Here is a 21,786-nt window from a genome sequence, read left to right as displayed (position 1 = left end):
ACTCGCCCGTCCCCAACCCCGCGCCCATCCACAGGCTCTGCCCGCACCGCCCCAGGCCGCGACCCCCGCCGCCTGGGCTGTGTTTCGGGGGCGGCTAAGTTCGATCTTGATATGCCCGACCCGACCAACCCGGTGGTGATCCCGATGAGTGTGACCGTCCGGTCGACCGTGACCGAGTTCGGCGAGCTGTCCGTCGCGGCCAGGGACGGGGCCGTCGTCGGCTGCCAGTTCATGCCCGCCGACCAGTTGGCGCAGCGCTTCGGCGGCACCCGGGACGACGAGCGGGACCTGGCCGAGCGGGCGGTCGCCGAGGTCGAGGCCTATCTCGCGGGCGAGACCCGCGAGTTCGCCACCCCCGTGCGCCTGGGCGTCTCCGAGTTCGACAACCGCGTGCTGGCCGCGCTCACCGAACGCGTCCCCTACGGCAAGACCGTCAGCTACGGCTGGCTGGCGCGCGAACTCGACCTCCCCGTCGCCGCGTCGCGCGCGGTCGGCAAGGCCTTGGCGGGCAACCCGGTGCTGGTGTTCGTCCCCTGCCACCGGGTGGTCGGCTCCTCCGGCGCGCTGACCGGCTACGCGGGCGGGCTCCAGGTCAAGCGCGGCCTGCTCGACCTGGAGTCCACACCGGACAGTGACGACCTGCGGTTGTTCTGAGCGTCAGGTGGCGTCGTGGAAGATGATGCCCAGGGTGTAGCGAAGTCCACTGTGGATCTCACTGACCCCGTGCCTGAGCACGACCCGCCGCCAGCCCCTGGTCGCCGAGGGCACCGGGCGGTCCCGCACGGTGAAGATCATGCCCTGGCCGATGCGCGGCCTGGCCACCAGCGGCCGTGACTGCGCGCGCGGCCGCTGCTCGACGAACACGTTCTCGCCGCCGGTGAAGTCCTCGTCCGGCTGGCTCAGCATGACGGCCAGCTGCAAGGGGAACACGACGTCGCCGTAGAGGTCCTGGTGCAGGCAGTTGTAGCCGCCCGCCTCGTACCGCAGCAGCAGTGGCGTCGGACGGTGCTGTCCGGCCCGCGCACACATCTCGTGCAGGCCAACGAGATCCGGCGGGAACTCCTCGGTGCCGAGCCTGCGCGCCCAGGTGTTGGCGATGTCGGCCAGCGGCGGGTAGAACTCGCCGCGCAGCCGGGTGACCGGGTCGGCCAGCGGGTGGTCGAAGTACCGGTACACGCCCTCGCCGAACTGGTGCCGCGCCATGACAACGGTGCTGCGGAAGCGCTTCGGCTCGTCGAACATCGCTCGCACCTCGGCGCACTCCCGCGGCGTCAGCAGCGGTGGCGTCAACGCGAACCCGTTGCGGTCGAGCTCGGACCCGACCGCGGCCCAGTCCAACTCCGCCGCGCCGACCACCTCCGCGCCCACCGGGACGGGGGTGCGGTCGGGTTCCTCGGACAGGCCGGGCATCGCCAGTTGGCCGTAACGCGAACTGCTCATGGGGAAGGCGCCTCGCTCGAATGGGGGTGCGACACGCAGCCTACCCACACCAGGGCCACCCCAGCCAGCAGCACACCGGGCCACATTCACCCGATCCACCTACGCGGCGCGGGCCCGCCCGTGCCGGGGCGGCCCCCGGTCGCAGGCAGGTGCGCCGGATGGTCGATCCGGGCGACCCGGCCGCGCGACCGGCACCGCCGTGTGGGCGACACCCCCGCCACTCGAACGGCGCAATACCCCGGACCCCTATCGGTGAATTCAATACAATTGCTCGTCCCGGACGTCGTTGACGCCCCCTGGCAAACCTGTTTCACTACCCCCGACCTGCTCTGGATCTCGGGTAGTCAATCAATTAATGGCGGGGATGTCTGATGAATTCGCCTCCAGTCAGCCGATTACCAGAAGAAGGTGTCGGCACAACCCCCAGGAAAACCCCCACAATCGCCGTTCAGGACCGTCCGGCGTCCGAACAGGACGTGAGCCGGGTGCTGGCGGCCGCGGCGGTCCGGGTGGCGCTCGACCAGGCCACCGAGTCGGTGACCACGGCGCGCACCCTGCTGCCGGGGACCCCCGCGAGCGCCGAGGTCACCGAGGCGCTGCTCGGCGCGGCGATCCGGTCGGTGCCGCGCTGGCACTTCGCGATGCTCAACGACCTGGAGCGCAACGACGCGTTCGCCGTCGCGCTGGAGCGGGTCGTGCCGCCCGGCGCGCACGTGCTCGACATCGGCTCCGGCACCGGGCTGCTGGCGATGATGGCGGTCAAGGCGGGCGCGGGCTCGGTCACCACCTGCGAGCAGAACCCGGTGCTGGCCGCGGTCGCCGAGCAGATCATCGCCGCGCACGGCCTGGCCGAGGTGATCACCGTGGTGCCCAAGCTGTCCACCGACCTGGTCGTCGGGGTGGACCTGCCCAGGCGGGCGGACGTGATCGTGTCCGAGATCGTCGACTGCGGCCTGGTCGGCGAGGGCGTGCTGCCGACCGTGCGGCACGCGCGCGAGCACCTCCTGGAGCCGGGCGGGGTGCTGCTCCCGGACTCCGCCGTGCTCTACGGCGCGCTGCTCGACAGCCAGGCCGTCGACGGCCTCAACCGCGTGCAGTCGGCCGCGGGGCTCGACGTGCGGCTGCTCAACGCGCTGTCCACCCGGGGCCACTTCCCGGTCCGGCTGCCCACCTGGCCGCACCGGCTGATCTCCGCCGAGACCGAGATCGCCCGGTTCGACTTCGCCGCGGACTCGCTGCTCGACGAGTCGGTCGAGGTGGGCATCGAGGTCACCGAGGCGGGCACCGCGCACGGCCTCGCGGTGTGGTTCGACCTGCGCCTCGGCGGCGGCATCGCGCTGCGCAACGCCCCGGACAACCTCGCCTCGCACTGGATGCAGGCCTTCGTGCCCTTCGCCGAGCCCCGCCCGCACGCCGCGGGCGAGCGGGTCCGGATCGCTTTCTCCTGGACGGGCGGCCGACTTTCCGCCCGACGACTCGACTTCGCGAGCGCGGTGGAAGGAATATAAGTGAACTTCGTCCCGAACCACACCCCTTTCGAGTTATCCGCCGAGCAGCTGACCGAGTTGACCCTGGACTACGCGAGCAACTCCATCTACCTCGACAACGAGGAATGGGAGAATTCCGACAACCCGTACCGCAGGCAGTTGCGGCCGCAGATCATCAAGCACCTGGACTTCGGCAAGCCGCTGGGCGTCGAGCAGGTCCTGGAGTACTCGGCGCTGGCGGCGAACCGGCTGTTGGCCGCGATCTACGAGACGGACCTGGTGTTCCTGCCCAAGAAGGGGTTCACCGAGGAGTCCTACGCGGACTTCCGCAAGTACTACAGCGCCACCAACCGGGCCCGCGGCGAGATGATCCGGCCGTCGTTGGAGCGGCACGTGTTCGGCTTCCTCGACGACGAGGTCGAGGTCAGCGGCGCGTGGACGAAGGAGAGCCTGGCCGCGTACCTGGGCAAGCTGGCCGACGAGCCGCAGACCGCGTCGGCGAGCGAGAAGGCGATCCGCGAGTCCAGCGACCCCAGGCGGGCCGCCCGCAACTGGCTGATCCAGTTCGCGCCGGACTTCCTGTCCGAGGCCTCGCCGATGATCCGCAACGTGCTGGGCTACTACGGCCCGGTGCAGTCGGAGTGGTTCAAGGTGATCATCGACGAGTACGGCTACGGCGTGCACGAGACCAAGCACAGCACCCTGTTCGAGGACACCCTGACCTCGGTCGGCCTCGGCACGGACGTGCACCGCTACTGGCAGTACTACCTGACCAGCAGCCTGATGCTGAGCAACTACTTCCACTACCTCGGCAAGAACCACGAGCACTTCTTCCGCTACCTCGGCGCGCTGTACTACACCGAGACGACGCTGGTGCCGTGGTGCAAGCGGGCCGCCGACCTGCTGACCGAGGTGTTCGACGGCGAGGCCGACGTCCGGTACTTCACCGAGCACGTGCACATCGACACCCACCACGGCCGGATGGCGCTGGAGAAGCTGATCCTGCCCATCGTGGACTACTGCGGCGAGTCGGTGATCCCGGAGATCGTGCGCGGCTTCGAGGAGTTCCAGGTGGTCAACCGGATCGCCGACGAGGACTTCGCCGCGCAGGTGGCCTGGATGGACGCGGGCCCGCGCAACAAGGAGCTGCACGAGCCGGTGTGGGGCAAGGTCGAGGCGGGCGAGGTGACCGCGCCGGTCGCGCACATCGTGGAGCCGCACGGCGAGCTGTCCAACACCCACCAGCACGACGGCGACGAGCTGTGCCACATCGTCTCCGGCACGATGAAGTTCGTCAGCGGCTACGACTCGCACCAGATCCTGGAGGCGGGCCAGGGCACGGTGATCTGGCGCAACCGGCTGCACGGCGCGATCATCGAGTCCGAGGAGTGCGTCTACGAGATCCACTCGGTGGGTGACTACCGCGCATGCTTGTCCTGACCTTCGCCGCCTCCGGGGTGGGCAACTGCGCCGAGGTCGGCGGCGTGCCCTACGTGTACGCGCGCACCGACCGGGGCGCTTTCATCACGGCCGCGCGGTGTTCGCACCGGGGTGGCCCGCTGCACCTGGCCACCCTCGACGCGAGCGGCAACCGGCTGCTGTGCCCGTGGCACGACCAGCCGACGTCGATGACCAGGCTGTTGCGCAAGGGGATCCCGGCCGTGCGCAGCGGCAACCGGGTGACCGCCGTGTTCGCGGTGGCCGCCGACACCGAGGTGGCGACCAGCCACCGCCCGCTCTCGCCCGAGCTGTGCGGCGCGCGCCGCGCGGGCTGACCGGCTGACTGCAACACCGCGGGGCGGTCCGGTGTTCTCCACCGTGGGAGCACCGGACCGACCCGGCCCACCAGGCAGTACCCGTTCCACCCGTTCCACCCCAGGCACAGCACGAGAGGCGCGGACATGTCGTACGCAGTGGGCATCAAGGAGTTCGTGGACACGGTGAACGCCGCGCTGCCCCCCGACTACTACACCTACCCGGTCGAGCGGCAGCGCGAGCTCTACGACTCGCTGACCGAGGCGCTGCCGATCCCGGTCCCCGACTCCGTGACCTGGCGCGATGTCACCGCCGAGCACGACGGCCGCAGTGTCCGGTTGCGCATCTACGAGCCCGCGACGACCTCCGGTCCGGGCGTCGTGTTCTACGTGCGCGGCGGCGGGTTCGTCATCGGCTCGCTGCTCAGCCACCACAGCCTGGTCGCCGAGATCGCCGACCGGACCGGGCTGGTGACCATCGCGATCGACTTCGGCATGGCGCCGGAGAACCCCGCGCCCGGCCCGGTGGAGGACTGCTACGCCGGGGTCAGCGCCGTGCTGGCCGACCCGGCGGCGTTCGGGCTGTCCATCGACACCTCGGCCGCGGTGGTGGCGGGCGAGAGCTCCGGGGCGAACATGGCCGTGGTGCTGTCCATGCTGGCCCGCGACCGGGGCGGCCCCGCGCTGCGCGGGCAGGCCCTGATCAGCCCGGTGCTGGACTTCACCCGCTGGCGGCACGGCGGCGAGGACGCGCCGCTGCTGTCCGGCGGGGAGATGGAGTACTTCGTGGCCTGCTACTGCCCCGAGGTGGACCAGGCCGCCGACCAGTACGTCTCGCCGTTGCTGGGCGGGAAGTTCCACGCCCTGCCGCCCGCCTACGTGGTCGGCTGCGAGAAGGACTCGCTGCGGGTCGACGCCGAGAAGTACGTGGAACTGCTGGAGCACAACGGCACACCGGTCCGGTACGTCCTGGAGCCGGGCATGGTGCACGCGCCTGTCCGCGCCAGGGGGGTCAGCGAGCCCGCCGCTGACATGGTCCGCCGGTTCTGCGCCGCCGTGGTGACCCTGGCCGAGGGCGAGGACATCACCATCACAGACAGCACCATCACAGACAGCACCGTCGCCGACGCGGAGGCCGCCGGTGTCTGAGCCGAGTGGACCGGCGGTCATCGTCGACCCTTACTCCTCTGGCGCGCTGTTCGCCGCCGCGCTGGCCGAGCGCGGCATCGACGTCGTCGCGGTGCTCAGCTCGGAGCAGCCGCCGGAGGCCTACGCGTCCTCGTACCAACCGGCCGACTACACCGACCCGATCGTCTACCGCGGTGACCTCACCGAGGTGGTGGACCGGCTGCGGGCGCTGGACCCGCGGTGCGTGCTGGCCGGGTGCGAGTCCGGGGTGGAGCTGGCCGAACGGCTGGCGCCGCTGGTGACGCCCGCGCGGTCGAACGTGCCCGGGCTGGCCGACGCGCGGCGGGACAAGTGGGCGATGGCCGCCGCGGTCGCCGCCGCCGGGCTGCCGACGATCCCGCAGATCTGCACCGCCGACGTCGACGAGGTGCGCGAGTGGCTGGTCCGCTCCGGGCTGGTCGGCGCGGACCTGGTGATCAAGCCGCCGAAGAGCGCGTCGACCGACGGCGTGGTGAAGGTGACCGGCGGGGTCGGCTGGGCCGAGGTGTTCGCCGCGAACCTGGGGCGGGTCAACCAGTTCGGCGAGGTGGACGACCGGTTGCTGGTGCAGCGGTACGTCACCGGCACCGAGTACGTCATCGACACCTTCAGCCAGGACGGGGTGCACGCGCTGGTCGACGTGTGCCGCTACCACAAGGTGGACAACGGGCCGTACATGGCGGTGTACGACACGATGCGCTGGCTGCCGGAGACCGACCCGGCGATCCCGGTGCTGCTGGCGTACGCCAGGGAGGTCCTCGACGCGGTCGGCGTCCGCTACGGCGCGGCGCACGTGGAGATCATGCACACCGCGGACGGCCCGCTGCTGATCGAGCTCGGCGCGCGCCCGCACGGCGGTGGGCAGCCCAGGTTCAACCGGGTGGCCACCGGCGACAGCCAGATCGACCGCACGGTCCGCAGCCTGGCCGGTGAGCCGGTGTCGGCGGACTACCACCTGGTGCGGCACCAGACCTGCGTGTTCCACATCGCGCCCGCGTCCGGCGTGGTGCACGGGGTGTCGGCGCTGGCGAAGGTGCGGGACCTCGCGAGCCACCACTTCTCCATCCAGAACCTGACCGAGGGCGGTCCGGTGCAGGCGACCAGGAACCTGGTGGACAGCCTGGAGTTCGGCTTCGCGATCCTCTCGCACCCGGACGCCGACCAGGTCGACGCCGACTACCGGGTGGTCCGCGACCTGGAGCGCTCGCTGGTGATCACCGCCGAGCACCCCGCCCCGATCGGCTGAGCGGGGCCGTGGTCAGCACGACGTTCGTGGTCGGCTCGCTGCTGGTGATCATGACCCCCGGCCCCGACCTGGCCCTGCTGACCCGGCTCCTGCTCACCCACCGCCGCCCCCACCCCGCGGTGGCCGCCGCACTCGGCATGGTCACCGCGGGGGCGGCCCACCTGGTGGTGGGCTCGCTGGGCCTCGCCGCCCTGCTGGCCACCCGACCCGGGCTGTACCGGGGTTTCTGCGTGGCAGGGGCGGTGGTCCTGCTGGTGATGGCGGCTCTGGCACTGCGGTCGGCACTGTCGCCGGTGGCTCCGGGCGGGGTGGTCGCGGCGCCTCCGGCCGGACGTGCTTACTTGCAGGGGTTCTTGTGCACGGGGACGAACCCGAAGGTGGGGTTGTTCCTGATGGCCTTCCTGCCGCAGTTCATCCCCGCCGGGTCCGACCCGATCGCCGGGTTGACGCCACTTGCCGTGGTGTACCTGGGGTTGGTCATGCTGTGGCTGCTGGTGTGGATCACGTTGGTGCGCAGGCTGTCGGCACTGCTGCACACGCCGCTCGCGCTCCGGGTGACGGACGGCGTGGTGGCGGTGGTGTTCACGGTGTTCGCCGTGCGCACCTTGCTCACCACCTGATCGGGGTCATCGCCACCCGGGTGGCGGACAGGTTTTGGGTGTCGGGGTCCGGTAGGTTCCGGCCATGAGCGAGGGACGGGTCGACCTGGCGCAGGCGTGGCCGGAGGGGTATCGCGCGCTGCTGGGGCTGCACATGGCCGTCGTGGAGTCCGGGCTGGATCCGACGATCATCCAGCTGGTCTTCACCCGCGGGTCGCAGGTCAACGGGTGCGCGTTCTGCCTGGACATGCACTCGCTCGACGCGCTGGCCGCCGGGGAGACGACCCAGCGGTTGCTGCTGCTGGGCGCGTGGCGGGAGACCGGGTTCTACACCGAGCAGGAACGGGCCGCCCTCGCCCTGACCGAGGCGATCACCGATGTCATCGGCAGCCACGTGCCCGACGACGTCTACGCCGAGGCGGCCAGGGTGTTCGACGAGGCGACGCTGGCCAAGGTCGTGATGGCGGCGACCCTGATCAACGCCTGGAACCGGCTCGGGATCACCCAGCGCAAGCACGCGGGCCACTACCAGCCCCGCGGCTGACCGTTCCGATGTGGACACTGCGCACACCCGGGGGTCCACGGTGTCCACATCGGACCCAGCCTTGGGGCGTGCCTACACGAGGCCGCGTTCGCGGGCGAGGACACCGGCCTGGAAGCGGGAGTCGGCGCCGAGGGTGCGCATGATGGTGGCCACGTGCCTGCGGTAGGTGCGGACCGAGACGCCCAGTTTGCGGGCGGCGGTGTCGTCGGTGTGGCCCCGGCCGAGCAGGGTCAGGATGTCGCGGTGGAGTTGGACGCAGGCCAGCGGGACCCGGCTCGCGGCGAGCGCGGCCTGCCAGCCCGCGGTGAACAGTTCGCGGGCCGCGGAGACGACGCCGCTGTGGCGCAGCACCGCGGCGGGGGTGTCGTCGGTCAGGCCGGGCGGGAACACCGCGACCCGGTGGTCGACGATGATCGCGTCCGGTGTCCCCCTCGGCACGTACTGGACCTCGATGCCGCGCCGCGCCGCGTCGGCCAGTTCGGCGGCGGCGTAGGTGTTGTCCCTGGCGCACAGCACCTGGACCACCACGCCGCGGCAGGCGACCTCGGCCAGCAGCGCGACGGTGGCCCGCGGGGTCAGCGGGAGCACCCCGTCGCGCCAGACGACGGCGACGTGGTGGCGGGCGGCCCGGACCACGTCCTCGGCCCGCTCGCCCGCGGCCGGTAACCCGCCGAGTCGGCGCGACAACATCCCACTAGTCATCAATCCCCCAGTTGAAGACCCGTGCCGGAACCGCGGTGAAACGGATGTGCGCGCGACCGTGCGGACACCCCCCGAAACCCATGGTGGCACGGTCGCACACCGGGGTCAACGAGATCCCGCAATTACCGCAAAGACCGCGGAACTCACCCATTCCCACCAATTCACAACCCCCTGAACTGGGCAAACGCGACCGATAGGCCCGAGGACCGGACTTCGTCGCCCGCGTGGCGAACATCGCCGTAAAACCCCCAAACGGGCGTTGCCCGCCGTAACCGATCACTGCCCGCACACACCCGCACGCCTCGGATTTCCCGGTATCTGCCGGTGTCGAGTGGCGCCAGGGAAATACCGCCACCACCGAATCACCCGATCGGAGTAATATCGTCGCTGCTGGTTCAGCGGCGGCCCCAGGTGGCACTTGGTGGGTGATACCGAGTGGGGTGATGGCAGGTGCGCAAGAAGTGGATCGGCATCGTTGCCGTGATCGTGCTGGTCGTGGCAGCGGGCGCGGTGGGCATCGGGGCGGCGGGCTGGTTCACGCCGGGCACCGACACCGTGGACCGCAGCCAACCCGCCGTGCTGCAGGCCGTGCGCGACCTCAGCGAGTACCACGCGGCCGCCGGTGACTACCAGGTCGTGGTCGACATCGAGAAGGACGTCAAGTACGTCCCGGCCGAGATCGCGGGCGAACGCACGCTGTTTGTCGCGGCGGGCAGCGTCGACGCGTTCGTCGACTTCCGCGGTCTGGCCGACAACGCTCTCACCGTCGACCAGCAGGCCAAGACGGTGCAGGTACGGCTACCGAAGGCACAGCTCAGCAAGCCGAACCTGGACAACGAACGCAGCTACCTCTACCGCCAGGACCGCGGCCTGTTCGACCAGCTCAGCGCGCTGGTGAGCGCTCCTCAGGACCAACGGGAGTTCTACGTCGCCGCGGAGCAGCGCATCAGCGAGGCCGCGCAGAAGTCAGGCCTGACGCAGCGCGCGGAGAAGAACACCCTCGCCATGCTGACCGGCATGTTCACCGCTTTGGGCTACCGGGTCGTCCAGGCCCCGCAGCCCTAGGCCGAAGCGCACGGCCCCCGGTAGTACCTGGCCGGGGGCCGTGCGCTTCGTGCGGTCGGACCAGTGCAGGTCGGACCAGCGCGGGAGGGTCAGCGCAGGACGCGCGGGTCGGCGTTGAGCCGGTCGGTGAGCCGCACGGTGATGAACTCGTTGTTGTCCGGCTTGCCGGGGGTGCGCCCGGACGAGAACGGGAAGTTGTTGTCGTTGAGCACGGCCAGCGTGCGGTCGTCGAGGATGACGACGTCCTCGATGGTCTGGAACGGGAAGGTGAACGGGTCGGCGAAGCCGCCCACGTGCCGGGGGTTGGCCAGGTTCAGCAGGTCGGCGACCAGGACCTTGTCGAGCTTGCCGTCGTGGTCGCGGTCGCGCTTGTCCAGCAGGTAGATCTTCTTGACCTTGGCGTCCACGCCCTGGCCGCCGTCGCGCTCGATGACCAGGAACCGGTCGCGGTCGACCGCGGTGAGGTCGCCGATGGCGTGGTTGGGCTGGTCGAGCTGGTAGACCCACCGCTTGCCGGTGTAGGCGCCGGAGGCGAGGTCGAACTCGTTGAGCCGCAACGTGCCCGCGGCGTCACCGGCGACAGTGCCCTCGAGCAGCCCGTAGAGGGTGCGCCGGTCCGGGGAGATCGCCAAGCCCTCGTAGCCCTTGCTGCCGCCCAGGTTGGGCGTCCCGGCGGGGTTCTCCGGGGCGAACACGCCAGGCAGCGGCACCGGCGCGGTCAGCAGCCTGCCCGCGCGGTCGAAGTGCAGCAGGTACGGGCCGAACTCGTCGCCGATCCAGTAGGTCCCGTCCGCGGCGCGCACGATCGACTCGACGTCGAAGTCGGAGCCGGTGAGCACGCGGTCGGGCCGGGTCAGCGGGAACGGCACCTTCCGGTTCGGGTCGGTCAGGTTGACCCCGCCGAGCACGTCCACCGCGCCCTGGCGGAAGTCGGGGGCGATCCGGTGGATCCGCAGCACGAAGTCGCCGCTGTTGGCCTTGGAGCCGTAGCCGTTGTCGGACAACACCTCGAAGGTGCCGTCGCCGTTGCGCACGATGCCGCTGAAGCCCTGCACCGGCTGGTCGGCGAACGGCGGCACGATCCCGTTGACCGGGTTGGTGCCCAGCGCCGCGCCCGACGGGTCGCTGGCCGAGACGAAGGTCTCCGCCGGCAGCGCGGCGAACGCGGTGAGCGCCGCCTGGCCGAACCCGCGGCCGTGCTCCGGCGTCGCCGAGCTCGGCACGCCCGCGAGCACACCCGCGGCGAGCACGGTGGCACCGATGGCCCCGTACGCCACTGTTCTGCGCATAGCCCCTCCTTCTCCCGTGTCCCCGATCCGGGCAGAAAGCTATGCACCCCAGGTGAACGCCGCGTGGCCGTGGCGCTCACGGCGCGGAACGCCGCTGGTCAGGTGTTCTGACCGCCGTCCACCGTCAGCACGGTCCCGGTGATGTGCGCGCCACCGGGACCCGCCAGGTGGGCCACGGTCGCGGCCACGTCGTCGGCGGTCCCGTAGTGCCCGAGCGCGCTGGTGCCGAGCTGGGCCGCCGCGCCGGGGCCGTCCGCCGGGTTCATGTCGGTGTCGGTGGACCCGGGCTGCACCAGGTTCGCGGTGATGCGCCGGGGACCCAGGTCGCGGGCGAGGCCCCTGGTGAAGCCGACCAGCGCGGACTTGCTCATCGTGTAGAGGGCCAGGCCGGGGCTGGACACCCGGTCGGCGAGGTTGCTGCCGATGGTGATGACCCGGCCGCCGTCGCGCATCACCCCGAGGGCGGCGCGCGTGCCGGTGAACACGGCGCGGATGTTGACATCGATGATGTCGTCGACGTCCTCGTCACCGGTGTCGGCGACCGGGCCGTAGCGGGCGATGCCCGCGTTGTTGACCAGCACGTCCAGTCCGCCCAGCTCGGCAGCCGCTGTGCGCACGGCGGCGTCCACCGCGCCGCGCTCGGTCGCGGGCGCCCGCACCGCGACCGAGCGCACCCCCAACGCGGTCAGCTCCGCCACCACGTCGCTCGCCAGGTCGGCGGCGGTGTTGTACGTGATGGCGACGTCGGCGCCCGCGCGGCCCAGGTGGCGCGCGATCGCCGCGCCGATCCCCCTGCTGCCGCCGGTCACCAGCGCGACCGCGCCCGCCAGCTGTCCCCGCTCACCCATCGTCGTGCTCCCCCGTGCCGGTAATTGTGCATCGAACGTTGCACAATTACCCTGCCGCAGTAGCATCGGCGTTGTCAACCGCGAGCGGGCGAGGAGGCGGCGATGCCGGGACCGGGGCGGCCGCGCGGGTTCGACCGGGCCGCGGCGCTGCGCACGGCGATGCGGCTGTTCTGGGAGCGCGGCTACGAGGCCGTGTCGATCGCCGACCTCACCGCGGCCATGGGCATCGGCACCCGCAGCCTCTACACCGCCTTCGGCAGCAAGGAGCGGCTGTTCCGGGAGGCGGTGGACCTCTACGACGGCCCGGACAGCCAGTTCGACCCGCGCGCCCAGCCCACCGGCTGCCAGGCCGTCGAGCGGCTGCTGCGCGCGCGGGCGGCCGCCTACGCCGACCCCGACACCCCGCCGGGCTGCATGGTGGTGCTCGCGGCGACCAACACCAGCGCCGACAACGACCCGGCGCGCGCGCTGCTGGCCGACCTGCGGGCGCGCGACCGGGCGACCCTGGTGGCCAGGCTGACCGAGGCGCGGGCGGCCGGGGAGATCACCACCGCGCCCGAGGCGGTCGCCGACTTCTACCTTTCAGTCCTTTATGGAATGTCGGTGCGGTCGCGCGACGCCGCCTCCGCCGCCGAGCTCACGGCCGTGGTGGACGCGGCGATGGCGGCCTGGGAATCGGTCACCCGCAGGTAGCGGCCCTGCCGATCACATGGTGGAACCACCGGTACCACGAGCTGGTACGCCGCGGATCCGGTCCGCGGCAAGGGTTTTCGTGAGCACGCCCGCGAGCGCGCGGTCAAGGTCATCGCATCGCCGCCCGCGATATGGGAGTGCCATTCAGTGGGTGGGACCGGGCCTGGGATCGCGGTTAGCGTGGCCGTGCTGATCCGCTTTCCCCCGCTGGAGGCACACTCGTGTTCGGGAACCCCGTACGTCTCTTATCCGCCACCGGACTCGTCCTGGTTCTCGGACTGGCCGCCGCCTGCGGCACGACCAACGCCGCCGGTGGTGGCGGGGGCGGTGACGCGGGGCCGCCCAAGCCCGGGGGCACGCTGCGGCTGGGCATCTCGTCCAACCCGGACTGCCTTGACCCGCAGCAGGTCGGCACGAACGCGGCGCTCAACGTGGGCCGCCAGCTGGTGGACTCGCTGACCGACCAGGACCCGGCCAACGGCAAGATCACGCCGTGGTTGGCGGAGAAGTGGGAGGTCAACGCCGACTCCACCAGCTTCACCTTCACCCTGCGCAAGGGCGCCACCTTCTCCGATGGCACCCCGGTCGACGCCGCCGCGGTGAAGGGCAGCTTCGACGGCATCAAGGCGATCGGCCCGAAGGCGCAGCTGGGCAACGGCTACCTGGCCGCGTACAAGGGCGCCACGGTCGTCGACCCGAGCACCGTTCGCCTCGACTTCTCCGCCCCGAGCGCGCAGTTCCTCCAGGCCAGCTCCACGATGTCGCTCGGCGTGCTGGCGCCATCGGCGTACCGGAAGTCGCCGGAGCAGCGCTGCCAGGGCGACGGTCTCGTCGGGTCGGGGCCGTTCGTGTTCGAGAGCTTCAAGTCCAACCAGCAGATCGTCATCACCAAGCGCAAGGGCTACGCGTGGGGTTCGCCGCTGTGGAAGCACACCGGCGAGGCGTACCTGGACAAGGTGGAGTTCCGGGTCGTGCCGGAGCCGGGTGTGCGCACCGGCAGCCTCGCCTCCGGCCAGCTCGACGCGATCACCGACGTGCAGCCGGTCGACGAGCCGCAGTTCGCGGGCAACGGGTTCACCGAGCCGGTGCGGGCCAACCCGGGCATCGTGTTCAACCTGCACGCCAACACCACCCGCGGCGTGCTGACCGACCTCAAGGTGCGCCAGGCGGTCCTCAAGGGCGTCAACCGCCAGGAGGTCACCGACACGGTGCTGACGAAGAACTACAAGCCCGCGTCCAGCATCCTCGGCTCGGCGACCCCGCTGCACCTGGACCTGTCCAAGGAGTTGGCTTACGACCCGGACGGCGCCAAGAAGCTGCTCGACGAGCAGGGTTGGGCGCCCGGTCCGGACGGCATCCGGGTCAAGGACGGCACGCGGCTGAGTGCGAAGATCGTGTTCTCGCTGGTGTTCAACCAGAACCAGAGCGTGCTGGAGCTGGTGCAGCAGCAGCTGCGCAAGATCGGGTTCGACCTGCAGATCGAGCAGCGCACGACCGCCGAGACCCAGCAGCTCACGCTGGCCGGTGACTACGACTTCATCTGGTACAACACGACCCGCGCCGACGCGGACATCCTGCGGCAGCTGTTCTCCACCAAGGCGGGCAACCGCAGCAAGCTCACCGCGGGCAACCCGCTCGACGCCACGCTGGACAAGCAGGCGGCCACTGTGGACGAGGCCACCCGCAAGCCCGCCGTCGAGGAGGCGCAGCGGGTGATCGTCGAGCAGGCGTACGCGGTGCCGGTGTTCGAGCTGACCCAGGTGTGGGGTCTCGGACCGAAGACGCACGACGTGGCGTTCGAGGCGTCCTCGCGGATGCGGCTGTTCGACGCCTGGCTCGCCGGATGACGAACGGGGTACCGCGCCGCCTGGCGCAGGCGGTGGTCGTGCTGTGGGCGGCGTTCACGCTGTCCTTCGTGATCCTCTACCTGCTGCCGGGCGACGCGGTCCTCGCCAAGCTCGGCGGCGGCGAGGGCGGCTCGACGGTGACCGCGGCCGACGTGGCCCGCGAGCGCGCCGCCCTCGGGTTGGACGACCCGGTCGTGGTGCAGTACGGCAAGCGGCTGGTCGCCGCGGCGCAGGGCGACTTCGGCCGGTCCATCGCGACCGGCGAGGACGCGACCACGCTGGTGCTCAACGCGTTGCCGTCGACGCTGTCGATCACCGGGCTGGGCCTGCTGTTCGCGGTCGTGTTCGGCGGCGCGATCGCGATCCTGGGCACGTACACGCGGTCGCGGTTGCTCAGCCAGTTCCTGGCGTCGTTGCCGCCGCTGGGCAACTCGCTGCCGCCGTTCTGGGTGGGGCTGATGCTGATCCAGGTGTTCTCGTTCGACCTCGGGCTGGTGCCCGCGCTGGGGTCGGACGGGTTCTCCTCGCTGGTGCTGCCCGCGGTGACACTGGCGCTGCCGACGGGGGCGATCATCGGCCAGGTGCTGGCCAAGAGCCTGCGCACCCAGCTCGACGAGCCCTACGTGGAAGTGGTGCTGGCCAAGGGCGCAGGCCGGGCGCGGGTCCACTTCGGACACGTGCTGCGCAACGCCGCGCTGCCCGCGCTGACCCTGGTCGGCGTGCTCGCCGGGAACCTGCTGGCGGGCTCGGTGATCACCGAGTCGGTGTTCTCCCGCGACGGCATCGGGCGGGTCACCGCCTCGGCGGTGAGCGCGCAGGACATCCCGGTGGTGCAGGCGGTGATCGTGCTGGCGGCGCTGTTCTTCGTGGTGCTCAACCTGGTCGTCGACCTGCTCTACCCGGTGCTCGACCCCCGGCTCGCGGGCCGGGTCACGGCGAAGGCGGTGTCCGGTGTCTAGTCTCGCTCCCCCGAACGCGGTCCGGCAGGAGCTCGGCTTCTACCTGCGGCGCCCCGGGTTGGTGCTGTCGGGCGCGGTGATCGTGTTCGTGCTGCTGTGCGCGGTGGCGCCGGAGTTGTTCACCTCGCAGGACCCGATAGCCGGTGTGCCCGCCGAGCGGTTGCAGGGGCCCTCGGCGGCGCACCTCTTCGGCACCGACGAGACCGGGCGCGACGTGTTCGCCCGGGTCGTGCACGGCGCCGCTCTGTCCCTGCGGGCAACGGTCCTGTCGGTGTTGGTGTCGCTGATCGCGGGCGCGGCGCTCGGTCTGCTCGCGGGCAGCCGCGGCGGTTGGGTCGACTCGCTGGTGATGCGGGTGGTCGACGTGTTGCAGTCGGTGCCCTCGATCCTGCTGTCGCTGGCGCTGGTGACCGCGCTGGGGTTCGGCACCACCAACGTCGCGATCGCGGTCGGGGTGGCGAACCTGGCGACGTTCGCCCGGCTCATGCGCGCCGAGGTGCTGCGGGTGCGCACGGGGGTGTTCGTGGAGGCGGCGCGGGCGGCCGGGGTGCGCTGGACCGGGGTGCTGGCCAGGCACATCCTGCCCAACTCGCTCGGGCCGGTGCTGGTGCTGGCGACGCTGAGCTTCGGCACCGCTGTGCTGGAGGTGTCGGCGCTGAGCTTCCTCGGCTACGGCGCGACGCCGCCGACGCCGGAGTGGGGGTCGCTGGTGGCCGGTGGGCGCGGGTTCCTGGCCACCGCGTGGTGGATGACGACGTTCCCGGGGTTGACGGTCGCGGCCGTGGTGCTGGCCACGAACCGGATCTCCCGGGCGCTCGACGGTGAACGGAGGCTGGGGTGAGCGCGCTGCTGGAGATCCGCGACCTGGTGGTGTCCTACCACACCCGCTCGGGGGTGGTGCCCGCCGTGCGCGGGGCCGACCTGGCGGTGGCGCCGGGCGAGATCGTGGCCGTCGTCGGCGAGTCCGGGTCGGGCAAGAGCACCACCGCGCACGCCGCGATCGGGCTGCTGCCGCGCGGCGGGCGGGTCGAGTCGGGGTCGATCACCTTCGCCGGGCGGGACCTGACCGGGCTGTCGGACAAGCAGTGGCAGCAGGTCCGCGGGTCCGACATCGCGTTGGTGCCGCAGGACCCGACGGTGTCGCTCGACCCGGTGCGGCGGGTCGGCGAGCAGGTGGCCGAGGTGCTGCTGGTGCACCGGCTGGTGCCCCGGCGGGCGGCGGCGGCCGAGGCGGTCCGGTTGCTGCGCACGGCGGGCATCACGGAGCCGGAGCGGCGGGCCCGGCAGTACCCGCACGAGCTGTCCGGCGGTCTGCGGCAGCGGGTGCTGATCGCGATCGCGCTGGCAGGCAGGCCGCGGCTGATCATCGCCGACGAGCCGACCAGCGCGCTGGACGTCACGGTGCAGCGGGAGATCCTGGACCACCTGGAGGGGTTGGCGGCGGAGTCGGGCACGGCGGTGCTGCTGATCACGCACGACCTGGGCATCGCGGCGGACCGCGCGGCCAGGGTCGTGGTGATGTCGCAGGGCGAGGTCGTGGAGACGGGCTCGACCAGGGAGATCCTGACCGCGCCCGCGCACGCCTACACCAGGGAACTGCTGGCCGCGGCGCCGAGCCTGTCGCGGGAACCGTTGCGGGCCAGGCTCGACGCGGGACCGGACGTGCTGCTGGCGGTCAATGGGGTCTCGAAGTCGTTCGACGGGCGCACCAGGGTGGTCGACGACGTGTCGTTCACCCTCACCCGCGGCCGGACCCTGGCGCTGGTGGGGGAATCGGGCTCCGGGAAGACGACCACGGCGCGGATGGTGGTGGGCCTGGAAACACCCACGGACGGCACGGTGACCTTCGACGGCAACGACATCACCACCCTCGGCCGCGAGGAACTCCGACTGCTCCGCCGCCGCTTCCAACTCGTCTACCAGAACCCTTACGCCTCACTGAACCCGCGGTTCACCATCGAGGAAGTCATCACCGAGCCGTTGCGCGCGTTCGGGGTCGGTTCGCCCGCCGAGCGGCGCACCCGGGCGGCGGAACTGCTCGACCAGGTGGCGCTCCCGTCCTCGATGCTGGCGCGCAAGCCGGCGGAACTGTCCGGCGGTCAACGGCAACGGGCGGCGATCGCCCGGGCGCTCGCGCTGCACCCGGACCTCCTGGTGTGCGACGAACCGGTGTCGGCGCTGGACGTGTCGGTGCAGGCCCAGATCTTGCGCCTGCTCGTGCGCCTGCAGGAGGAGTTGGGGCTGACGTACCTGTTCATCACCCACGACCTGGCCGTGGTGCGCGAGATCGCCGACCACATCGCGGTGATGCGCGACGGTTCGGTGGTCGAGCACGGCCCAGCGGACACGGTGCTCACCACCCCGAACGCCCAGTACACCAAGGATCTCCTGGCGGCGATCCCCGGCGCGGTGGCACCGGACCCGATCCGCTGACGTGCGCCGCTCCGGTTCGCCGTAACGCGGACCGGGCGGCGAGCGACGACCAGTGGTGATCGGCAGGGCGCGATCGGCCGCGGGCGTCGGCAACCGGAGGGGCTGGGCCGCTGCTCGGGCGGGCGCCCTCCGGTGGTTCGAGCGCACCGAGCGGCGGTTGGTGGCCGCGAGCGCGGTACTGGCGGGTGTCGCCGTGCTGCTCGGGGTCCTGGGAGAGGTGGCGGTCCGGGAACGCGGGGCGCTGCTGGACGACGCGGTGGCGCGGCGGGGTGCGTCGACAGCGGCGGCGCTGGACGTGTACCGGGCGTTGGCCGACGCGGACGCGACCTCGCTCAACGCCGTGGTGGTCGAGGCGTACCGGGTCGGTGACGAGCGCAAGCGGTACCGGGAAGACCTGTTCGACGCCACGGACGCGTTGCGGGCGACCGCCTCGCTGGCTCCGGAGGAGAGTTCGGCGCGGCGGGTCCGCAAGTTGCTCGACCACCTGCCCGAGTACTCGCGGCTGGTCGAGGCGGGCTGGGGCAACAGCGCGCTCAACCAGCCGGTGGGGACGTCTTACCTGGGTCAGGCCTCTTCGCTCGCCCGCGAGGTTCTCTTGGGGGAAGCGCAAGAGCTGCACCACGAGCAGGCGACCGCGTTGTCGAACGCGCAGCTCGCGGCCGGGCGGCATCCGTGGGAGGTATACGCGGTTGGTGCCGTTCTCCTTGTGCTGCTGGTGTTGGCGCAGATCTACCTGGCTCGGCGGACGCGTCGTCAGCTCAACCGGGGCCTGTTGCTATCGACCGCGTTGGTGCTCGCGGCGCTGATCACGCTAGGCGTCAGCGTCAACCTTGCCGCCGGGCATGCCGCGGACAGCGTTGACGAGTTGGACGGTGTCATCGCGCCACTGGCCAAGGCGCGCAACCTGGCCAGGATCGCGGACGGGGACGAGGTGCGGATCCTGGTGTTCCCCAAGGTCGGTGACGTGGGCAGGCTGCGCGACGGCCTGGACGCGCTCGACCGCGAGATCACCGCCGCCAGGACGGGTGGCGGCAACCAGCAGCGCGTCGACAAGGCGGCCACGGCGCTGGTGTCGTGGCGCACCGCGGTAGCGCCGCTGCTTGGCAACCAGAACCCGCCACTGACCTACCCGGAGATGTCCGGCCTGGTCATCGGCACCGCCCAGGCCGCGCACGCCCAGCGGTTCGACGAGGCGCTCACCGACGCCATCACCTGGCACACCGCCGACGCCGCCACGAGCACGGCGGCGGCCAAGGGATCGCTGGCCGACACGGACCTGGTGTTCGCGGTGTGCGTCGTGCTGGCCCTGGTGTCGCTGGGGTGGGGCATGTGGCCGAGGATCAGGGAGTACTACTGATGCGCGTTGTGCTGGCCGCGCTCGCCGCGGTGCTGGTCGTCACCGGGTGCAGTGCTCCGGAACCGGTCGCGCAGGAACCACGGTCGGCGCCGGACGTTCTCCCTAACGGCTACGTGTCCCCTGCCGTGCACTCGCCGCCGGTAGCCCCATGCCCCGACCCTGGGCGCAGCCTCAACCCGGCAGGGCTGACGCGTGCGCAGATGCCGACGCTGAACCGGATCCGCAACGAGGACAAGCGGCTGATAGTGGGTCTGAGCCAGACCGCGCCGCTGTTCAGCCGCCGCGACCTGACGACCGGCGAACACACCGGGTTCGAGGTGGACGTCGTGCGGCGGATAGCGCAAGAGCTGTTCGGCGAGCCTCTAAGCACTAGCGACCCCCGCCTGCGGCTGGTGACCATGCCCACCGGTAGCCGCTTGTTCGCACTCGACACGCCCAAGAACAGGGCGGTTCGCGAACGGCGACCTGAGCTGCGAGAGGTCCCTATCGTCGATCTGGTCATCGCCGATGTCAGCATCACCTGCGAGCGGGTGCAGACCTACGGGCTGCGCTACTCCGCGCCCTACCTGACCGCCAACACCGGCCTCATGGTCCGCCGCGGCGACGAGGGCGTCCGCTCCCCCGACGACCTGGGCGGCCGCGAGGTGTGCTCCGGCGCCCAGACCACCAACAGCGACCAGATGATCGAGATCAGCGACCGGCAGCGCGCCGAGGGCAAGCCCGCGGTCATCCCGGTCTCGGTGTCGGACACCAGCGAGTGCCTGATGCTGCTGCAACGCGGCCTGGTCGACGCCATCTACACCGACGTGCTCATCCTGGAGGGCTTCCGACAGCAGGACCCCACCGCGGTCCTGCTCGACTACCGCTCCCCCACCGCGGGCGAGGCGGGCATCGCCATCAGCGACGAGGACCCGGACCTGGTCCGCTTCGTCAACGGCGTCCTGGACCGGATGCGCGCCGACGGCAGCCTCGCCGCCCTGCACACCCGCTGGTTCGGCTCCGTCCCCAACCGCGAACCCATCCCGGCGTCGAGGTACGTGGATCCGTAGCCTGGGTGGCCGTGATCGACTGTCGGTGAGGAGCCGGGTGCCAGTCCTGACGAGGTGGATCGGGCGGTTCGAACGACGCCTGATCGCCGTGGCCGCCATCGTCGTGGGCGCTACCGTGCTCACGGCCGTGGCGGTGGCGCTGGGCCTCATGGGCCAGTCCGCGGTGCGGGACCGGACGGGCCTGCTCGACGACGCGGTCGGTCGCCGCATCGCCCTCACCGGCGCCGCGTCGGACGTCTACCGCGCGTTGGCGGACGCGGACGCAACCTCGCTCAACGCCGTGGTGGTCGGGCCGGACGGTGTCATGGCCGAGCAGGAGCGCTTCCGGAAGGACCTGTTCGACGCGACGGACGCATTGCGGGTGGCCACCTCCTTGGCGCCAGAGGGCGCGTCGGACGACCTTGTGCGCGACCTGACGGACTTGTTGCCTGAGTACTCCCGGCTGGTCGAGGCGGGATGGGTCAATGCCGCGACCGACCAACCAGTCGGCACTACCTACCTGGCGCAGGCCTCTTACCTCGCGCGTGTCACCTTGCTGCCTTTGGCGGGCCAGTTGCACGGGAGGGAGATGGCGGCGTTGTACGACGCGCAGTCGTCCGCGGGTGAGCCGCCGTGGGATGTGTTCGCGGTTGGCGCTGTCTTGCTCGGCTTGCTCGTTGCTGCACAGCGCTACCTGGCTCGCACTACGCGACAGAGGGTCAATGGCGGGTTGGTGTTGTCGACCGCGTTGGTGCTCACCGCGCTGGTCACGTTAGGCGTGGCGGTTGGCCTTGCCGCTGGGCATACCAAGGACAGCGTCAACGAGTTCGAGGGCGTGGTCGGCCCGCTGACCGAGGCGCGCAACCTCGGCAGGACCGCCGATGGGGACGGGGTGCGGATCCTGGTGTTCCCGAAGGTCGGCGACATCGCGAACCTCCGCGGTGAGTTGGCCGCGATCGAGGACCGGGTCACCTCGGCCAAGGAGAGCGGCGGCGAACGCCTCGACAACGCGACCACCGCGGTGGAGGCGTGGCGGACTGAGGTGGCACAACGGCTTGAGCCGAGGAACCCGCCGTTGACCTACGTCGAACGGGCCAGGCTCATCGTCCGCACCGAGCACCCCCAGCGGCTCGACGAGGTGCTCACCGAGGCCATCACCCGGCACACCACCCGAGCCACCGGCAACACGGCCGCGGCCGCACGAGCGCTGGCCGGGGTCGACACCGTGTTCCTGGTGTGCGTGTTCGGCGCGGTGCTGTCGCTGGGCTGGGGCATGTGGCCGCCGATACGGGAGCAGTACTGATGCGGAGATTCCTGGCGGTTCTTGT

At 71.2% G+C, this 21,786-nt stretch carries 21 protein-coding genes; 17 read left to right on the top strand and 4 right to left on the bottom strand.

The features are described 5' to 3' along the window. The first annotated feature begins 144 nt into the window (after positions 1 to 144). Positions 145 to 654 carry a methylated-DNA--[protein]-cysteine S-methyltransferase gene (locus tag BMY07_RS02700; protein ID WP_218150565.1) on the top strand — a complete coding sequence of 170 codons (510 nt, stop codon included), beginning with the start codon at positions 145 to 147 and terminating at the stop codon, positions 652 to 654. Between the two features lie 3 nt (positions 655 to 657). On the opposite strand, the gene BMY07_RS02695 is transcribed toward BMY07_RS02700, so the two are convergent. Then, positions 658 to 1,440 (bottom strand): 2OG-Fe(II) oxygenase, encoded by a 783-nt coding sequence (locus BMY07_RS02695; RefSeq protein ID WP_245782152.1) that lies wholly within the window; start codon positions 1,438 to 1,440, stop codon positions 658 to 660. Positions 1,441 to 1,916: 476 nt separating this feature from the next. Between BMY07_RS02695 and BMY07_RS02690 the strand changes: the two genes are divergently transcribed. From BMY07_RS02690 to BMY07_RS02660, 7 genes are all read left to right on the top strand, one after another. Continuing rightward, a complete protein-coding gene (locus BMY07_RS02690) occupies positions 1,917 to 2,948 on the top strand; it encodes a class I SAM-dependent methyltransferase (protein WP_218150564.1) in 1,032 nt (343 codons plus the stop codon). Further along, complete coding sequence (locus tag BMY07_RS02685) at positions 2,949 to 4,367, top strand: iron-containing redox enzyme family protein (protein ID WP_092774762.1); 1,419 nt, start codon at positions 2,949 to 2,951, stop codon at positions 4,365 to 4,367. After that, complete coding sequence (locus BMY07_RS02680) at positions 4,355 to 4,702, top strand: Rieske (2Fe-2S) protein (RefSeq protein WP_092774761.1); 348 nt, start codon at positions 4,355 to 4,357, stop codon at positions 4,700 to 4,702. Before BMY07_RS02685 ends, BMY07_RS02680 begins: the two co-directional genes overlap by 13 nt. A gap of 126 nt (positions 4,703 to 4,828) precedes the next feature. Next, the gene (locus BMY07_RS02675; RefSeq protein ID WP_092774760.1) at positions 4,829 to 5,830 is read left to right on the top strand and encodes an alpha/beta hydrolase; all 1,002 of its coding nucleotides are present in this window, start codon (positions 4,829 to 4,831) and stop codon (positions 5,828 to 5,830) included. Then, complete coding sequence (locus BMY07_RS02670) at positions 5,823 to 7,094, top strand: ATP-grasp domain-containing protein (protein WP_092774759.1); 1,272 nt, start codon at positions 5,823 to 5,825, stop codon at positions 7,092 to 7,094. The genes BMY07_RS02675 and BMY07_RS02670 overlap by 8 nt, the downstream gene beginning before the upstream one ends. Before the next feature lie 8 nt (positions 7,095 to 7,102). Beyond that, positions 7,103 to 7,714: a LysE family translocator gene (locus BMY07_RS02665; RefSeq protein WP_092774758.1), complete on the top strand. Its 612-nt coding sequence runs from the start codon at positions 7,103 to 7,105 to the stop codon at positions 7,712 to 7,714. Positions 7,715 to 7,778: 64 nt separating this feature from the next. Further along, entirely contained in the window at positions 7,779 to 8,237 is a 459-nt protein-coding gene (locus tag BMY07_RS02660; protein ID WP_092774757.1) for a carboxymuconolactone decarboxylase family protein, read from the top strand. A gap of 72 nt (positions 8,238 to 8,309) precedes the next feature. On the opposite strand, the gene BMY07_RS34065 is transcribed toward BMY07_RS02660, so the two are convergent. Continuing rightward, positions 8,310 to 8,939: a helix-turn-helix transcriptional regulator gene (locus BMY07_RS34065; protein ID WP_177215394.1), complete on the bottom strand. Its 630-nt coding sequence runs from the start codon at positions 8,937 to 8,939 to the stop codon at positions 8,310 to 8,312. 450 nt (positions 8,940 to 9,389) lie between these two features. Between BMY07_RS34065 and BMY07_RS02650 the strand changes: the two genes are divergently transcribed. After that, positions 9,390 to 10,004 carry a DUF4230 domain-containing protein gene (locus BMY07_RS02650; RefSeq protein WP_092774755.1) on the top strand — a complete coding sequence of 205 codons (615 nt, stop codon included), beginning with the start codon at positions 9,390 to 9,392 and terminating at the stop codon, positions 10,002 to 10,004. 89 nt (positions 10,005 to 10,093) lie between these two features. On the opposite strand, the gene BMY07_RS02645 is transcribed toward BMY07_RS02650, so the two are convergent. Then, positions 10,094 to 11,293 (bottom strand): esterase-like activity of phytase family protein, encoded by a 1,200-nt coding sequence (locus BMY07_RS02645; RefSeq protein WP_092774754.1) that lies wholly within the window; start codon positions 11,291 to 11,293, stop codon positions 10,094 to 10,096. A 98-nt stretch (positions 11,294 to 11,391) separates the two neighbouring features. Continuing rightward, complete coding sequence (locus BMY07_RS02640) at positions 11,392 to 12,141, bottom strand: SDR family oxidoreductase (RefSeq protein ID WP_092774753.1); 750 nt, start codon at positions 12,139 to 12,141, stop codon at positions 11,392 to 11,394. A gap of 102 nt (positions 12,142 to 12,243) precedes the next feature. On the opposite strand from BMY07_RS02640, the gene BMY07_RS02635 reads away from it, so the two are divergent. From BMY07_RS02635 to BMY07_RS02600, 8 genes are all read left to right on the top strand, one after another. Next, entirely contained in the window at positions 12,244 to 12,834 is a 591-nt protein-coding gene (locus BMY07_RS02635; protein WP_092774752.1) for a TetR/AcrR family transcriptional regulator, read from the top strand. A gap of 221 nt (positions 12,835 to 13,055) precedes the next feature. Beyond that, positions 13,056 to 14,681, top strand: coding sequence for an ABC transporter substrate-binding protein (locus BMY07_RS02630; RefSeq protein WP_245782151.1), 1,626 nt, complete (start codon positions 13,056 to 13,058; stop codon positions 14,679 to 14,681). Continuing rightward, a complete protein-coding gene (locus BMY07_RS02625; RefSeq protein ID WP_092774751.1) occupies positions 14,678 to 15,640 on the top strand; it encodes an ABC transporter permease in 963 nt (320 codons plus the stop codon). The genes BMY07_RS02630 and BMY07_RS02625 overlap by 4 nt, the downstream gene beginning before the upstream one ends. Next, positions 15,633 to 16,481: an ABC transporter permease gene (locus BMY07_RS02620; protein WP_245782150.1), complete on the top strand. Its 849-nt coding sequence runs from the start codon at positions 15,633 to 15,635 to the stop codon at positions 16,479 to 16,481. The genes BMY07_RS02625 and BMY07_RS02620 overlap by 8 nt, the downstream gene beginning before the upstream one ends. Next, a complete protein-coding gene (locus BMY07_RS02615) occupies positions 16,478 to 18,073 on the top strand; it encodes a dipeptide ABC transporter ATP-binding protein (protein ID WP_092774750.1) in 1,596 nt (531 codons plus the stop codon). Before BMY07_RS02620 ends, BMY07_RS02615 begins: the two co-directional genes overlap by 4 nt. A gap of 55 nt (positions 18,074 to 18,128) precedes the next feature. Next, complete coding sequence (locus BMY07_RS02610) at positions 18,129 to 19,430, top strand: hypothetical protein (RefSeq protein WP_143073313.1); 1,302 nt, start codon at positions 18,129 to 18,131, stop codon at positions 19,428 to 19,430. Beyond that, positions 19,430 to 20,479: a transporter substrate-binding domain-containing protein gene (locus tag BMY07_RS02605; RefSeq protein WP_092774748.1), complete on the top strand. Its 1,050-nt coding sequence runs from the start codon at positions 19,430 to 19,432 to the stop codon at positions 20,477 to 20,479. Before BMY07_RS02610 ends, BMY07_RS02605 begins: the two co-directional genes overlap by 1 nt. A gap of 37 nt (positions 20,480 to 20,516) precedes the next feature. Continuing rightward, positions 20,517 to 21,761 (top strand): hypothetical protein, encoded by a 1,245-nt coding sequence (locus BMY07_RS02600; RefSeq protein WP_092774747.1) that lies wholly within the window; start codon positions 20,517 to 20,519, stop codon positions 21,759 to 21,761. Positions 21,762 to 21,786: the final 25 nt, after the last annotated feature.

The organism is Actinokineospora terrae, assembly GCF_900111175.1.
GTDB classification, from domain to species: Bacteria; Actinomycetota; Actinomycetes; order Mycobacteriales; family Pseudonocardiaceae; genus Actinokineospora; species Actinokineospora terrae.
Note: the sequence above shows the minus strand (reverse complement) of the source record. Positions and strands in the feature narration are given on the sequence as shown.